The 14223-nt window shown below is 62.8% G+C and carries 16 protein-coding genes; 11 read left to right on the forward strand and 5 right to left on the reverse strand.

Translation table 11 applies throughout. The features are described from left to right. Position 1: 1 nt before the first annotated feature. From hybA to AC3WR3_RS01745, 10 genes are all read left to right on the forward strand, one after another. Positions 2 to 1045, forward strand: a complete 1044-nt coding sequence (gene hybA / locus AC3WR3_RS01700; protein ID WP_492290969.1) for a hydrogenase 2 operon protein HybA — start codon at positions 2 to 4, stop codon at positions 1043 to 1045. After that, entirely contained in the window at positions 1038 to 2225 is a 1188-nt protein-coding gene (gene hybB / locus AC3WR3_RS01705; protein ID WP_042648477.1) for a Ni/Fe-hydrogenase cytochrome b subunit, read from the forward strand. Before hybA ends, hybB begins: the two co-directional genes overlap by 8 nt. After that, positions 2222 to 3925, forward strand: coding sequence for a hydrogenase 2 large subunit (gene hybC / locus AC3WR3_RS01710; RefSeq protein ID WP_492290970.1), 1704 nt, complete (start codon positions 2222 to 2224; stop codon positions 3923 to 3925). The genes hybB and hybC overlap by 4 nt, the downstream gene beginning before the upstream one ends. After that, positions 3925 to 4455, forward strand: a complete 531-nt coding sequence (locus AC3WR3_RS01715; protein ID WP_492290971.1) for a HyaD/HybD family hydrogenase maturation endopeptidase — start codon at positions 3925 to 3927, stop codon at positions 4453 to 4455. The genes hybC and AC3WR3_RS01715 overlap by 1 nt, the downstream gene beginning before the upstream one ends. Then, positions 4437 to 4964: a hydrogenase-2 assembly chaperone gene (gene hybE, locus AC3WR3_RS01720; RefSeq protein WP_492290972.1), complete on the forward strand. Its 528-nt coding sequence runs from the start codon at positions 4437 to 4439 to the stop codon at positions 4962 to 4964. Before AC3WR3_RS01715 ends, hybE begins: the two co-directional genes overlap by 19 nt. Positions 4965 to 5068: 104 nt before the next feature. Then, positions 5069 to 6685, forward strand: coding sequence for an ABC transporter substrate-binding protein (locus tag AC3WR3_RS01725; RefSeq protein WP_492290973.1), 1617 nt, complete (start codon positions 5069 to 5071; stop codon positions 6683 to 6685). After that, positions 6670 to 7680 carry an ABC transporter permease gene (locus tag AC3WR3_RS01730; protein ID WP_492290974.1) on the forward strand — a complete coding sequence of 337 codons (1011 nt, stop codon included), beginning with the start codon at positions 6670 to 6672 and terminating at the stop codon, positions 7678 to 7680. The genes AC3WR3_RS01725 and AC3WR3_RS01730 overlap by 16 nt, the downstream gene beginning before the upstream one ends. Beyond that, entirely contained in the window at positions 7670 to 8485 is an 816-nt protein-coding gene (locus AC3WR3_RS01735; RefSeq protein WP_492290975.1) for an ABC transporter permease, read from the forward strand. The genes AC3WR3_RS01730 and AC3WR3_RS01735 overlap by 11 nt, the downstream gene beginning before the upstream one ends. Then, positions 8479 to 9267, forward strand: a complete 789-nt coding sequence (locus AC3WR3_RS01740; RefSeq protein WP_492290976.1) for an ATP-binding cassette domain-containing protein — start codon at positions 8479 to 8481, stop codon at positions 9265 to 9267. The genes AC3WR3_RS01735 and AC3WR3_RS01740 overlap by 7 nt, the downstream gene beginning before the upstream one ends. Before the next feature lie 99 nt (positions 9268 to 9366). After that, on the forward strand, positions 9367 to 10008 hold the full coding sequence (locus AC3WR3_RS01745) for an ATP-binding cassette domain-containing protein (protein WP_492290977.1): 642 nt from the start codon (positions 9367 to 9369) through the stop codon (positions 10006 to 10008). 370 nt (positions 10009 to 10378) lie between these two features. Here AC3WR3_RS01745 and hypB read toward each other — a convergent pair whose 3' ends face one another. Further along, entirely contained in the window at positions 10379 to 11233 is an 855-nt protein-coding gene (gene hypB, locus AC3WR3_RS01750; RefSeq protein ID WP_492290978.1) for a hydrogenase nickel incorporation protein HypB, read from the reverse strand. On the opposite strand from hypB, the gene AC3WR3_RS01755 reads away from it, so the two are divergent. Next, entirely contained in the window at positions 11114 to 11473 is a 360-nt protein-coding gene (locus AC3WR3_RS01755) for a hypothetical protein (RefSeq protein ID WP_492290979.1), read from the forward strand. The genes hypB and AC3WR3_RS01755 overlap by 120 nt on opposite strands. On the opposite strand, the gene hypA is transcribed toward AC3WR3_RS01755, so the two are convergent. The 4 genes from hypA to AC3WR3_RS01775 form a co-directional block, all read right to left on the reverse strand. After that, positions 11451 to 11792 carry a hydrogenase maturation nickel metallochaperone HypA gene (gene hypA, locus AC3WR3_RS01760; RefSeq protein ID WP_492290980.1) on the reverse strand — a complete coding sequence of 114 codons (342 nt, stop codon included), beginning with the start codon at positions 11790 to 11792 and terminating at the stop codon, positions 11451 to 11453. The genes AC3WR3_RS01755 and hypA overlap by 23 nt on opposite strands. 66 nt (positions 11793 to 11858) lie before the next feature. Continuing rightward, positions 11859 to 12863, reverse strand: a complete 1005-nt coding sequence (gene hypE / locus AC3WR3_RS01765) for a hydrogenase expression/formation protein HypE (RefSeq protein ID WP_492290981.1) — start codon at positions 12861 to 12863, stop codon at positions 11859 to 11861. After that, positions 12860 to 13978, reverse strand: a complete 1119-nt coding sequence (gene hypD / locus AC3WR3_RS01770; protein WP_492290982.1) for a hydrogenase formation protein HypD — start codon at positions 13976 to 13978, stop codon at positions 12860 to 12862. The genes hypE and hypD overlap by 4 nt, the downstream gene beginning before the upstream one ends. Beyond that, on the reverse strand, positions 13972 to 14223 hold the full coding sequence (locus tag AC3WR3_RS01775; RefSeq protein ID WP_167556337.1) for a HypC/HybG/HupF family hydrogenase formation chaperone: 252 nt from the start codon (positions 14221 to 14223) through the stop codon (positions 13972 to 13974). The genes hypD and AC3WR3_RS01775 overlap by 7 nt, the downstream gene beginning before the upstream one ends.

A 14223-nucleotide genomic window follows, 5' to 3' on the forward strand; every position in this document is an offset into this window, starting at 1 on the left:
CGTGAACAGACGCAACTTCCTCAAATTCGCCTCCGTCGGTGCGCTGGCGGCGGGCACAGCCGTGCCCGGCACCGCACTGGCGGCAGCCAAGAACAAGCCGCCCATTCCCGGGGCGCTTGGTATGTTGTATGACTCCACCCTCTGCGTCGGCTGTCAGGCCTGTGTGGCGGAGTGCCAGCGTTTGAATGGCAACCCGGCCAATCCGGAGGGGGCGCAGACCTGGTCCACCAACGACAAGCTGACCCCCTACACCAATAACATCATTCAGGTATGGAAGAGCGGTAGCGGCGAGCACAAGGATCAACTGGTGGATGGCTATGCCTACATCAAGAAGCAGTGCATGCACTGCGTCGATCCCAACTGTGTCTCGGTCTGTCCGGTGCAAGCGCTGACCAAAGATCCCAAGACCGGCATCGTTCACTACGATCCGGACGTCTGCACCGGCTGCCGTTACTGCATGGTGGGCTGCCCGTTCGATGTGCCCAAATATGACTACGACAACCCGCTGGGGGCGATCCACAAGTGCGAGCTCTGCAACCAGAAGGGGCTTGAGCGCATCGATCAGGGCAAATTGCCAGGCTGTGTCGAGGTGTGCCCCACCGGCGCCGTGATTTTTGGCACCCGCGAGGAGCTGATGGCCGAGGCCAAGCGCCGCCTGCTGGCGACTCCGGGCAGTGAATACGCCTACCCGCGCCAGACTCTCAAGGCCAACGACCCTTACCTGCACGAGGTGCCCAACTACCAGCCTTACGTCTATGGCGAGAAGGAGGGGGGCGGCACCCAGGTACTGGTGCTGGCCGGGGTGCCCTATACCAAGCTCGACATGCCCGACCTGCCGGAGCTCTCCTCCGGGGCGCGCTCCGAGCATATCCAGCACACCCTCTACAAGGGGATGGTGCTGCCCATGGTGGTGCTGACCGGACTCTCGGTGCTCATTCGCCGCAATAGCAAGAAGAGCGGCCACGATCACCATGATGACGAGGGGCATGGGCAGGACAGTCACCAGGATCAGGGTTCGCCAAAGGGAGGCAAGGATCATGAGTAACCACAAGGCACATCCCCTCGGCGGCAAGCTGGTCAGCTGGCCGGTGCTGGTGCTGGCCCCCTTCGCCGTGCTGTGCGGCATGTTGATCTTGAAACGCCTCTTCTTCGGGCTGGGTTCGGTTACCGATCTCAACGGCGGCTACCCCTGGGGGCTGTGGATCTCGTTCGATCTCTTGATCGGTACCGGTTTCGCCTGTGGCGGCTGGGCACTTGCCTGGGCTGTCTATGTGTTCAACCGTGGCGAGTATCACCCCCTGGTGCGGCCAGCGCTCTTGGCGAGCCTGTTTGGCTACTCGCTGGGCGGTCTCTCCATCACCATCGACGTGGGGCGTTACTGGAACCTGCCGTACTTCTACCTGCCCGGTCACTTCAACACCTCCTCTGTGCTGTTCGAGACGGCGGTCTGCATGACCATCTATATCGGGGTGATGGCGCTGGAGTTCGCGCCCGTGCTGCTGGAGAAGTTTGGCTGGAAGGCGTCACTCATTCGCCTCAACAAGATCATGTTCTTCGTGCTGGCGCTCGGGGCCCTGCTGCCCACCATGCACCAATCCTCCATGGGCTCGTTGATGATCGTTGCGGGGGAGAAGATCCATCCGCTCTGGCAAAGCTACGAGTTGCTGCCGGTCTTCTCCTTGCTCACCGCCTTCATCATGGGTTTTTCCATCGTGGTATTTGAGGGCTCTTTGGTGCAGGCGGGACTGGCGGGGCGGGGCCCCAACGAGAAGTCGCTCTTCTACAAATTGACCCAGGTGATCGACATCTTCCTGATCCTGTTTGTGGCGCTGCGCTTTGCCGAGATCGTCATCAACGACAAGTCGGAGTACCTCTCCGATCTCAATCGCTTCTCCATCATGTTCTGGAGCGAGATCGCACTGATGATCTTCCCGCTGCTGGTGTTCCACTGGGACAAGAGCCGCCGGGATTCCCGCATGTTGTTCCTGGGGGCCCTCAGCATGCTGCTGGGCGCAGCCCTCTGGCGACTGGATTACTCCCTGCTCGCCTTCAACCCCGGCAATGGCTACCACTACTTCCCCTCTGCGGAGGAGGTGCTGATCTCCCTGGGCTTCGTCGCCATCGAGGTGTGTGCCTATTTGCTGTTGATCCGGCTGCTGCCGGTACTGCCATCACTTGAACGTGTTCACCAAGATTATCAGGCCCGAGGGAAAGCCAACGTATGAGCCAACGTATCACCATAGACCCCATCACCCGCATTGAGGGGCACCTGCGTATCGACTGCGAAATCGAAGGCGGCGTCGTCACCAAGGCCTGGTCGTCCGGCACCATGTGGCGCGGGATGGAGGAGATCGTCAAGGGCAACGACCCGCGCGATGCCTGGATGATAGTGCAGCGCATCTGCGGGGTATGTACCTCCATCCACGCCATCGCCTCGGTGCGGGCGGTGGAGAACGCCATCGGCGCCAAGGTGCCGGTCAATGCCCAGTTCATCCGCAACCTCATCATCGCGGCCCACAACATCCACGATCACATCGTTCACTTCTACCAACTCTCCGCGCTGGACTGGGTGGACATCACCGCGGCCCTTGGGGCCAATCCGCAAAAAGCGGCGGATATCCTCAAGGGGGTATCGACCTGGTCCCTCAACAGTGCCGAGGAGCTCGCCAAGGTGCAGGAGAAGATCCGCGCCCTGGTCGCCAGCGGCCAGCTCGGCATCTTTGCCAACGGCTACTGGGGTCACAAGGAGATGAAGCTGAGCCCGGAGGTGAACCTCATCGCCGTGGCTCACTACCTGCAGGCACTGGAGTGCCAGCGCGATGCCAACCGCATTGTCGCCATTCTGGGCGGCAAGACCCCCCACATTCAGAATCTGGCGGTGGGCGGCGTGGCCAACCCCATCAATCTGGATGCGCCGAGCGTGCTCAACCTCGAGCGGCTGCTCTATGTGAAGAGCGTTATCGACCGGCTCGGCGAGTTTATCGAGCAGGTCTACAAGGTGGATGCCGCCATCATAGCCGCCCACTATCCCGAGTGGCTGACCCTGGGGCAGGGGGCCAGGCACTACCTGAGTGTGCCGGAGCTCCCCACCGATGCCGACGGCGGTAGCTTCCTGATGCCGGGCGGCTACATCGAGAATGGCGATCTGGCGGGGTATCGCCCCATCGAGAGCCATCAGGATGCCTGGCTGATGGATGGCATCGCCGAGAGCAACAAGCACGCCTGGTACAAGGATGACGAGCCTCTCAAACCGTGGGAGGGCAAGACCGAGCCTGACTACACCGGCTGGCAGGATGACGGCAAGTATTCCTGGGTCAAATCCCCCACCTTCTACGGCAAGGTGGTGGAGGTGGGGCCGCTAGCAGACCTCTTAGTAAAACTGGCCGCCAAACATCCGGAGACGGTGGCTCACTTCGATCAGCTAAACGGCATCTACAAGGCGCTGACCGGCTCCGCCATCAAGACCGAACAGCTGCACTCCACCCTGGGCCGCATCATAGGCCGCGCGGTGCGCTGCTGTGTGCTCAAAGACACCCTGGCGTACCAGTGGAAGGCGCTGGTGGACAATATCGGCAAGGGGGATTCCACCGCCTATATCAAGGCCGAGATCCCGGCGGACAAGGAGTTTCGTGGGGTGGGCTTTGAAGAGGCACCGCGCGGCATGCTCTCCCACTGGATCGTCATCAAGGGCGGCAAGATCGAGAACTATCAGGCGGTGGTGCCGTCGACCTGGAACTCGGGCCCGCGCAACTTCAACGACGAGCCTGGCCCCTACGAGCAGGCGCTGGTGGGCACCCCGGTGGCGGATCCCGCCAAACCGCTGGAGGTGGTACGCACCATCCACTCGTTCGACCCCTGCATGTCCTGCGCGGTCCACGTGGTGGATACCCAGAATGGCGAAACGACTCAGGTGAAGGTGCTGTGATGAACACCCTGATCCTGGGCGTGGGCAACCTGCTGTTGAGTGACGAGGCGATCGGAGTGCGTATCGTCGAGGCGCTGGGGCGTGAATACCGTTTCGCCCCCGGCATCGAGCTGCTCGACGGCGGCACCGCCGGTATGGAACTGCTCGAAGCCATGGCCAGTCGCGACCACATCATTCTTGCGGATGCGGTGCGCAGCGGTAATCCGCCGGGCACAGTGGTGACCCTGAAGGATGAGGAGATCCCGACCCTATTCGGTCGCAAGATCTCCCCCCATCAGCTGGGGCTGGCGGACGTGCTCTCGGCGCTGCATATGACGGGGGAGTCGCCCAAGCGGCTCACCCTGATCGGGGTCGAGCCCGAGTCCCTCGAGCCCCGCATCGGCCTCACCCCGCTAGTGGCGGCGGCGATGGGGGAGGCGACGGATAGGATTTTGACCCTGCTGGCCAGTGTTGGCGCCCCCGCAATGCCGCTTTCCGAACAGGAAAAGGCAAAACAAGAGCAGGAGGGCCTATGGCGCAGTCCCATTTAAGCGAGCTTGATGCCGTGCAGGAGTTCTCGGGTTTTGCCAGCAATCCCGCGCCCCTGCTGGTTGCCCAGTACGAACGGATCGCTCGCGAAGAGATGCAGGCGTTGCCCTTCTATCACGCCACCATGCCCATCGTGGCCGAGTGCGTGCTGTTTGACGGTCAGTGGCTCGGCTGTGTGCTCACCCCCTGGATGCTGAGCCTGGTGGTGCTGCCGGGGCCGGATCAGCTGTGGCCGGTGCGCAGCAGCAGCGATCGGCTCGCCCTGCAGCTCCCCTGCGGCAACCTGACCTTTATGGTGGGGGAATTGCCCGAGACGGGACAGCTGCTGGCCTGCTCCCTGATGTCGCCGCTCGATCCCCATCTCGGGGCCGAGCAGGGGCGCTCGCTGGTGAGCAGCACCCTCAGGATGCTGCACTCCTTGCCGCTGCAGCAAGGCGGTGACGTGGATCTGGGTCGGCGCCGGCTGTTTGGAGCCCGCCGCAGCCAGGGGCTAGGCGCCACCGAGTCCTAGGTTTCAGGGATCATCCGCCATAGTTCGGGGGCCCCTGTCGGCCCCCTCGTTCGATGAGTCGCCCGGCGCCCTGCGTCGGGTGGCTCAGATGGATAAGGAGTCTTATGACCATCCCCCGTCATGTCCATAGCCAGGTTCGCCCTTATGGCGCCCCTGAGGTTGCCACCCTCTTGCTGGCTCTGCTCTCGGGCATGTCTCATTCGGTGCAGGCTGCCCAACCTGTGCCTGCCGAACTCAAGCTCGCCATCGGCGCCGAACCCACCGAAGGGTTTGACCCCTTGCTGGGCTGGAGTCACGGCAGCTACCTGCTGCTGCACAGCCCGCTGCTCAAGCAGAACGGGGATCTCGGCTGGGAGAATGTACTTACCCAAGCTGTGACCCCGAACCAGGATGGCAAGGGGTGGCTTATCCGCCTCAAGCCGGATCTGACATTCTCCAACGGTGCGCCGCTCACCGCCGAGGATGTGGCCTTTACCTACAACAGCGCGGCCAGGGGCGGCGGCAAGATCGACATGGGCAACTTTGTCTCGGCCAAGGTGCTCTCGCCTACCGAGGTTGCCATATCTTTAAGCGCCCCCCAGAGCACCTTCGTCAACGTGCTGGGATCGCTCGGGATAGTGTCGAAGCAGGATTACGATCCCAAGGCTTACGCCCGCCATCCGGTCGGCGCCGGCCCTTACCGGCTGGTGAGCTTCCTGCCCGGTCAGCAGCTGGTGGTGGAGGCCAACCCCCATTACGCCGGTGGCAACAATGACTTCAAACGGCTGGTGTTTGTCTTTATCGACGAGGAGAGCGCCTATGCCGCCGCCCGGAGCAGTCAGCTCGATCTGGTGCGCATCCCCCCGTCGCTGGCCCCCACAGTCCCTGCCTCCCTCAAGCTGTGGGTGCGGCCAAGCGTGGAGAATCGCGGCATCGTCTTCCCCATTCCGCCAGCGGGCGGCAAGGATGCCAAGGGTTATCCCATCGGCAACGACGTGACCTCGGACGTGGCGGTGCGCCGCGCCATCAACTATGCCATCGACCGCAAGCTGCTGGCCGATCAGCTGCTGGAGGGGCACGCCATCCCCGCCTACAGCGCGGTGGAAGGCCTGCCCTGGCTGAACAAAGCCACCGCCTTCAAGGATGGGGATGCGGCCCATGCCAACGCCCTGCTCGACGAGGCGGGCTGGAAGAGGGGCAGTGACGGCATTCGCCAGAAGGGCTCCCGGCGCGCCGCCTTTACCCTCTGGTACACCAGTGGCGACAGCACCCGCCGGGATCTGGCGGAAGCGGTGCGGGCCATGCTCAAACCCATCGGTCTTGACGTGAGCCTCAAGTCCGGCAGCTGGGAGCAGGTGGAGCGCGAGATGCACGCCAATCCGGTGCTGATGGGGTGGGGGAGTCTGGATCCCATGGAGCTCTATCACCACTACCAGAGCGGCTCCGGCGGCGTTGAGTTCTACAACCCGGGTTACTACAGCAACCCTGTGGTGGATGGCCATCTCAAGCAGGCGCTGGATGCCCCGAACTGGCAGGCGGCCGTGCCCTTCTGGCAGCAGGTGGAGTGGGATGGCAAGACCGGCGCCGGAGTGCAGGGAGATGCCGCCTGGGCCTGGCTGCTCAATGTGCAGCACACCTATCTCGCTAACCGTTGCATCGATCTTGGCAAGGGGGCGCCGGAAATCCACGGTAGCTGGTCACTCCTCAACAACCTGCAGGATTGGCGGTGGACGTGCCGCTAAGTTCGCCCTTGAGTCATTCCGGTTATCTGTTGCTAAAAGCCCTGCTGCGTCTGGCAGGGCTGCTCTGTCTGGTCTCTGTCACCACCTTTGTGCTGCTGAGCTACTCCCCCATTGACCCCATCAAGGCCTATATCGGCAACGATCTGCTGCACGTGCCGCCGGAACAGTACACCCGCATAGCCGCCCGTTGGGGGCTGGATCAGCCGCTCTGGCTGCGCTACTGGCACTGGTTTAGCCAGGTGCTGCAGGGGGATCTCGGCTACTCCATGCTCTACAACGCGCCTGTGGGTGAGGTAATTGGCCAGCGCTTTGCTGCCTCTTTTCTGCTGCTGGCAGGCGCCTGGTTGCTCTCCGGCTGTTTCGGCATTCTGCTGGGGCTCTGCGCCGGTCGCTATCTCAACCGCTGGCCCGATCGCCTGATTTGCCGCTTTGCCTACCTGCTCGCCTCCTTGCCCACCTTCTGGGTGGGCCTCTTGCTGCTGGCGCTGTTTGCGGTGCACTGGCCACTGCTGCCGGTCTGCTGCGCCTGGACGCCGGGGCTCGCTGCCGATGAGGCGAACTGGTTGATGCGGTTGCGCCATCTATTGCTGCCAGTCATCACGCTCGCCCTGCTGGGGCTTGGCAATATCGCCCTGCATACCCGGGAGCGGGTGGCCGAGGTGCTGGAGAGCGATTTTATTCGCTACGCCCGCGCCCAGGGCGATGGCGGCTGGCCCATGCTGCGCTTTCACGTGCTGCGCCATGCGTTGACGCCGGCGCTCTGCCTGCAGTTTGCCTCCCTCGGTGAGCTGATTGGCGGATCCCTGTTGGCAGAGAAGGTCTTCTCCTACCCGGGGCTCGGGCAAGCCACCGTGGATGCGGGGCTGCGGGGGGATATCCCCCTGCTGATGGGCATAGTGCTCTTCTGCACCCTGCTGGTCTTTATTGGCAACACTGTGGCCAGTTTGTTGCTGGCCCGCATCAATCGGGGCTGGGAGGGTGAACATGCTGTTTAATCCGTTACCCTCCATACTGCGGCTGGGGTTTGCCCTGCTCGGATTGGCGCTGCTGGCCGCCTACGGCTGGAGCTTATCGGCTCAGGATGTGCCGATGGATCTGCTGGCGCGCCAGCAGCCCCCCTCGCTGGTGCACTGGTTCGGTACCGATCAGATGGGGCGGGATCTCTGGCTGCGGGCCTTTCAGGGCACCCTTACCAGTCTGGAGCTGGGGATCAGCACGGCCCTGTGCAGTGGGCTGCTGGCCATGGTGGCGGCGAGCCTCTCGCTCATCCATCCCAGGTGCGATGCGGCGGTGCGGCTGGTGATCGACGCCATGCTGGCGCTGCCCCATATGCTACTGCTGATCCTGATCTGCTTTACCGCAGGGGGCGGCATGCGTGGGGTGATCCTGGCGGTGGCGCTCACCCACTGGCCCAAGCTGGCGCTCATTCTCTGCGCCGAGGCGCGGCGCATCGCCTGCAGTGACTATGTGGTACTGGCCCGCTGTCAGGGGATGGGGGCGCTGCGTCGCTGGCGCACCCACCTGCTGCCAGGGCTGTTGCCCCAGTGGTTTATCGGCACCCTGCTGATGTTTCCCCATGCGGTGCTGCACAGCGCCGCCTTGAGCTTTCTCGGCTTTGGGCTGGCAGCTCATGAGGCCTCCCTTGGCCTGCTGCTGGCCGATGCCCTGCGCTATCTGGCCGGGGGCGGCTGGTGGCTGGCCCTCTTCCCCGGTCTGATGCTGCTGACGTTGGTTTTACTGTTTGATCAAGCTACCCGCGCCCTGCAACAGCTGCTGTGGCACAGGAGTGAACCATGCTGAGTTTTGATCAGGTGACCATAGAGGCGGCCCACTACTCCTGGCTGGGGCGGCGCAACTGGCGGCCATTGCTGACCGATATCAGCCTGCAACTGGCGCCGGGGGAGATAGTGGCACTGGTGGGGGGGAGCGGCGAGGGCAAGAGTCTGTTGCTGCAAAGCGCCCTGACCCTGCTGCCGGACAACCTGCGGATGCGCGGCACCATTTCCCTCGATGGCGTGCCCCTGTGCGACGCCAGCCGGGCCGGACTGCGCGGCCACACCCTCTGTTATGTGCCGCAGGGGGTGAGCGCCCTCAATCCGTTGCTGACGGTGGAGCGCCAGCTGGGCCGGGCGGCGCGTCTGTGCGGTCAGAGCGGTTCTCGCGAGCGGCTCGGTGAGCAGTTGCTGCGCTACCAGCTGCCCGCCACCACGCTGGACAGCTATCCGCGCCAGCTCTCCGGCGGCATGGCCAAGCGCATTCTGGCCTGCACCGCGGCCCTTGGCGGTGCCCGCTACATTCTGGCGGACGAGATCACCGCCTGGCTCGACGAGGGGCTGGCCTGCCAGCTGCTCGGCCAGTTGCGTGAATTGGCCAATCAGGGCAGCGGCATCCTCTGGGTGACCCACGATCTGGCGCTGGCGGCCCGCTTTGCCGATCGCATAGTCGCGCTGCATCAGGGGCAGGTGAGCGACACCTTGAGCTGCCACCACCTGCACCAGGGGCAGGGGAGCGAGATGCTCCGTGCCCACTGGCAGGCGCTGCCTGAGTTCAATGCACTCTTCTCTGTGCCGGAGGTTTCCTGATGTTGGTATCTCTGAAACAGGCCATGTGCGGCGCGGCAGACATTCAGTGGCAAGCGCTGCCGGAGTTCAATTCGCTCTTTTCTGTACCGGAGGTCGCTGATGTTTGAGGTACGGGATCTCACCATCGCCCAGGGGAAACGCCCCCTCTGGCAGGGGTTGTCGCTGACGGTGAAAGCGGGCGAGCGGCTCGGCATCTCTGCGCCAAGCGGCCACGGCAAGACCACGCTGGGGCGGGTATTGGCAGGTTGGCAACCGATTGGGGCTGGCGGTCAGCTCCTGCTGGATGGGCAGCCTGTGCCTGAACGGATAAAAGGTTATAACCCCATCCAGCTGGTGCCCCAGCACCCGGAGCTCACCTTCAATCCCTATCGCACTACCGGGCAGGCGCTGTGGGATGTGTGGCGCCCCGATGACGCCATGCTGGCCCGCTTTATGGTCAAGCCTGCGTGGCTTGGTCGTAAACCCGGTCAGCTCTCCGGTGGCGAGTTGGCCCGCATCGCGTTGCTGCGCGCCCTCGATCCCCGCACCCGATTGCTGATTGCCGATGAGGTGACCGCCCAGCTGGATCCGCAAATCCAGCGCCAGCTCTGGAGGGAGTTGATGGTTGAGAGCGAACAGCGCGGTCTCGCCATGCTTGTCTTCAGTCACCAGCAGGCGCTGCTGCGCCAGGTCTGCCACCGGGTGCTGCGTTTTGGCGATATGCAGCCCGAGTCAGGGACGCTGACCGAAAGCGCGGCCTGAGGATTGGTGTTTCCCCCTCATCCCCAACCCTTCTCCCGCAAGGGGAGAAGGGAGCAGAAGGTGCCATCTTGCAAGGCTTGGGGTTTGGGAAATATGACTGGTTGTTATGCTCGCAGACTCTCAGGGGGCGAATATTTCTAGCATTCATGAACAGGTTCCCCTTTCCCTGTTGAGAAGGAAGCGGAATGCGGCATCCACGAACTGGTTCCCTCTCCCTGGGGAGAGGGCCAGGGTGAGGGGACGCGAGTGTGCGACGCTGCCCATTCTGGGCAGATAGAACGGCTGGCAAGGTTCGCAGATAAAAGAGAGGGAGGCATCAGCCTCCCTCTTTTGTTATCCACCGTTATCAGCGGTTGTGATCTATCCGCACTCAAGCAGTCGCCAGCCAGTTGAGCCAGGCATCCATCCCTTCACCTGTGGTGGCGCTGACCTGGATCACCTGAATATAGGGGTTGACCCGTTTGGCGTTCTCGATGCAGCGGGACACATCAAAGCTGACGTAGGGCAGCAGATCGATCTTGTTGATCACCATCAGCTGGGCGGCGGCAAACATGTCCGGGTATTTCAGCGGCTTCTCTTCCCCCTCGGTGACGGAGAGGATCGCCACCTTGTACTTCTCGCCGAGATCGAAGCTGGCGGGGCAGACCAGATTACCCACGTTTTCGATAAAGAGGATGCCCCCTTCATTGGCGGGCAACTGGTGGCAGGCATCGTGGACCATTTTTGCGTCCAGATGGCAGCCCTTGCCGGTGTTGATCTGCACGGCAGGCACGCCGGTGGCGCGAATGCGATCCGCATCGGTACTGGTTTGCTGATCCCCTTCAATCACCGCGCAGGGGCGCTTGTCGGCCAGCTGGCGCAGGGTTTCGCACAGCAGGGTGGTCTTGCCTGAACCCGGGCTCGACACCAGGTTAAGCACCAGCTGGGCCGCCTCATCGAAGTGTTCGCGGTTGTGGGCCGCCAGCTTGTTGTTCTTGGCCAGCACGTCCATCTCGATGGCGATCAGCTGGCGCTGCCCCATGCCGGGCACCGACAATCCCGCTTCCCCCTTGCCGTAGTGCAGGGAGCCCTGCTGATGGTCGTGGTCATGGTCATGGTCGTGGTCATGCGAATGTCCGTGATCATGAGAATGGGCATGGTGGTGCGGGAGGGCATGATCATGATGATGGTCGTGGGGGTGATCGTGGTGATGCTCATGAGAGTGATCATGCCCCTCATGGTTCATGGGAGCCCGCACCCCATGGTAGTGGTGATGGACATCCCCCTGATGGTGATAGTGGTGGTGAATGATCAGGGTGCGCTGTGCGCTCTGCTCGTGGCCATGATGGTGATGGCCGTGCTTATGACCATGTTCATGGTGATGTTCATGTTCGTGATGATGCTCATGATCGTGCTCATGGCTGGCGATCCGCGCCTGGCCGCATCCGCATACGCTACACATATCAACTTACCTCGATGTCGGTGATGCGCAGGCTATCGCCCTGCGCGACTCGTAATTTGTATCCGCCACAGTCGGGACAGGCTTGACCACGCTCGGTGAGGGTGACCGTCTGGTTGCAGTCGTAACACCAGGCCTCTGCCGCCTGGTGCTGAAAGTGAAGCTGGGCCCCTTCGACGGCGGTGCCCTTGGCGGCCGCCTCAAAACAAAACGCGATGGTGTCCGGGTCGACGCAGGAGAAACTGCCGACCTCGAGCCAGAGGGCGGTCACCCTGGTAAAGCCCCGCTGGGTGGCCTGTTCGGCTGCCAGATCGATGGCGGCCATGGCCAGAGACATTTCGTGCATGGTGGCTCCTTAACCGATATGGGGAGGAGTTATTCCCCACTGTAATTGGCTGAACGGCATGGCCGATCAGCAGATCCGCGGCAGCAGTTCCCCTTGCGGCAGCTCCAGATAACGGCGGCTGCCCCAGGGGTTATTGAGGATCACCTTGTAGCGATCGCTTGCCTGTACCGCACCGATCTGGCTGGCAGAGGAATTGAATTGCCGCAATATGCCCAGCGCGTCCTGCGCCTGTTCGGCAGGCAGGGCCAGCACCATGGTCCCCTCGTTGGCGAGATCATGGGGCTCGAAACCGTAGAGCTCGCACAGGCCGCGCACCGGATCGCAGACCGGAATGGCGGACTCCTCCAGTTCGATGGCAACGCCGGAGGCAGTGCTCCACTCGTTGAGCACGGCCGCAAGACCGCCGCGGGTGGCATCGCGCAGGGCGTGAGGGGTAATGCCAGCTTTTAGCAGCGCTTCGACCTGCGGCCAGAGGGTGGTGCAGTCGCTCTTGAGATCAGATCCCAGCTGCAGGGCGTCGCGGGCCATCAGGATGCAGGCGCCGTGGTTGCCGATATCTCGCGACACCAGAATGGCGTCACCTGCTTTGAGGTTGCGCACCGAGATGCCCCGGCTCTGCTCAGGCAGCGGGAAGGTGCCGACCCCGCTGGTGTTGATAAAGATCTTGTCGGCCGCCCCCTTGGGCACCACCTTGGTGTCGCCGCAGACGATACGGGCACCGCTCTTGGCAAGTTCAGCCGCCATCGACTCGACGATGCGGGCGAGATCGGCGTAGGGGAACCCCTCCTCGATGATAAAGCTGCAGCTCAGATACTCGGGCTTGGCCCCCATCATGGCGAGATCGTTGACCGTGCCGGCGATGGCCAGCTTGCCGATATCGCCCCCCTCGAAGAAGAGCGGCGAGACGGTGAAGCTGTCGGTGGTGAAGGCGACGGGGCCGCTCACCGGCAGCAGGGCGGCATCTTCACCGCGCAGCAGGATCTCGTTGCCGAAATGGTGGAAGAAGAGCTTATTGATAAGCTGGTTCATTTCGACGCCACCGCCCCCATGGCTTAACTGAATTTCTCTCATTGCTGCTGGATCCCCATATATCGGTAGTAGGCATTGCAGGCCCCCTCGGAGCTGACCATGCAGCTGCCCATGGGCTGGGTCGGGGTGCAGCCCCGGCCAAAGACTTTGCACTGGTTCGGCTTGGCCAGCCCGCGCAGGATGTCGGCGCACTGGCACGCCTTGTGGTCATCGATGGGGGTCTGATTGAGCGCAAAGTGACGCTCCGCATCGCGTTTGGCGAAGGCATCGCGCAGGCGCAGGCCGGAGGCGTTGATATCCCCAAGGCCCCGCCAGCGAAAGTGCTCGCGGGTCTCGAAAAAGCGCTCGACCAGCCGCTGGGCGGCTTTATTGCCACTGGCGGTGACGGCGCGGCTGTATTGCACCTCCAGCGCGTAGCGACCCTCCACCTTCTGGCGCACCATCATCAAGAGCGCCTCCATCACATCCACCGGCTCGAAGCCGCTCACCACCACAGGTACCTGATAACGTTGGACTATGGGCAGGTAGATATCGGCGCCGGTAATGACACTGACGTGGGAGGGGCCGATAAAGGCGTTCACCTTGGCAACCCCGTCGGCCATCACCGCATGAATGGCGGGGGGGACCAGCACATGGTTGATATGAAACAGGAGGTTCTCGATCCCTTGCTCTTCAGCGGCAGCCAGCAAGGCGGCCGTCATGGGGGTGGAGGTCTCGAAACCGATGGCGAAGAAGACCACGGTTTTGTCCGGGTTCTCACGGGCGATACGCAGGGCATCGAGGGGGTCATAGACGGGGCGGATATCGCTCCCCTTGGCGCGCTGCTGGGCCAGCGTGCCCTTGGAGCCCGGCACCCGGATCATATCCCCCAGGGTGACCAGAATGACGTTGGGCTCTCTAGCCAGTTCGATGACCTGATCGATGCGCTCTTTCGGCATGATGCAGACCGGGCAGCCGGGACCGTGGACGAACTCGATGCTGGCCGGCAGCAGCTGGGGCAGGCCGTACTTCATGATGGTGTGGGTATGGCCGCCGCACACCTCCATCACCCGTAGCGGCTCGGGGAGATCCTTTGCGAGCTCAGTAATCTGCGCGGCGAGGGCGCGGATGACGTCGGGCTGGCGAAAGCCCTGAAACAGGTCATTCAAGGTCAGCATGGCAAGATGTCCTGCTCAGGCATCAGGGCCACCATCTGGCGGAAGCTCTCGAGGCTGGCCTGCGCCTCCGCTTCGTCAATCTTGCTCATCACAAAGCCGATATGGAGCAGCACATAGTCGCCCACCTGGAGAGGCTCTTCGAGCAGCATGCAGCTGACGCGACGCTGCACCCCCAGGGTATCGACGGTGACGCAGTTATCTTCGGGGTGCAGCTGCACCACCTGAGAGGGGATGGATAGACACAT

This window comes from Aeromonas sp. EU05-FHT14A05, assembly GCF_058791175.1.

Coding starts and splice junctions, on each gene's coding strand:
- AC3WR3_RS01755 (WP_492290979.1), top strand. CDS start 11,114: ATGCGAATGTCCGTGATCATGAGAATGGGCATGGTGGTGCGGGAGGGC.
- AC3WR3_RS01775 (WP_167556337.1), bottom strand. CDS start 14,223: ATGTGTCTATCCATCCCCTCTCAGGTGGTGCAGCTGCACCCCGAAGAT.
- AC3WR3_RS01715 (WP_492290971.1), top strand. CDS start 3,925: ATGAACACCCTGATCCTGGGCGTGGGCAACCTGCTGTTGAGTGACGAG.
- hybE (WP_492290972.1), top strand. CDS start 4,437: ATGGCGCAGTCCCATTTAAGCGAGCTTGATGCCGTGCAGGAGTTCTCG.
- hybB (WP_042648477.1), top strand. CDS start 1,038: ATGAGTAACCACAAGGCACATCCCCTCGGCGGCAAGCTGGTCAGCTGG.
- hybC (WP_492290970.1), top strand. CDS start 2,222: ATGAGCCAACGTATCACCATAGACCCCATCACCCGCATTGAGGGGCAC.
- hypD (WP_492290982.1), bottom strand. CDS start 13,978: ATGCTGACCTTGAATGACCTGTTTCAGGGCTTTCGCCAGCCCGACGTC.
- AC3WR3_RS01735 (WP_492290975.1), top strand. CDS start 7,670: ATGCTGTTTAATCCGTTACCCTCCATACTGCGGCTGGGGTTTGCCCTG.
- hypE (WP_492290981.1), bottom strand. CDS start 12,863: ATGAGAGAAATTCAGTTAAGCCATGGGGGCGGTGGCGTCGAAATGAAC.
- hypB (WP_492290978.1), bottom strand. CDS start 11,233: ATGAACCATGAGGGGCATGATCACTCTCATGAGCATCACCACGATCAC.
- AC3WR3_RS01745 (WP_492290977.1), top strand. CDS start 9,367: ATGTTTGAGGTACGGGATCTCACCATCGCCCAGGGGAAACGCCCCCTC.
- hypA (WP_492290980.1), bottom strand. CDS start 11,792: ATGCACGAAATGTCTCTGGCCATGGCCGCCATCGATCTGGCAGCCGAA.
- AC3WR3_RS01725 (WP_492290973.1), top strand. CDS start 5,069: ATGACCATCCCCCGTCATGTCCATAGCCAGGTTCGCCCTTATGGCGCC.
- AC3WR3_RS01740 (WP_492290976.1), top strand. CDS start 8,479: ATGCTGAGTTTTGATCAGGTGACCATAGAGGCGGCCCACTACTCCTGG.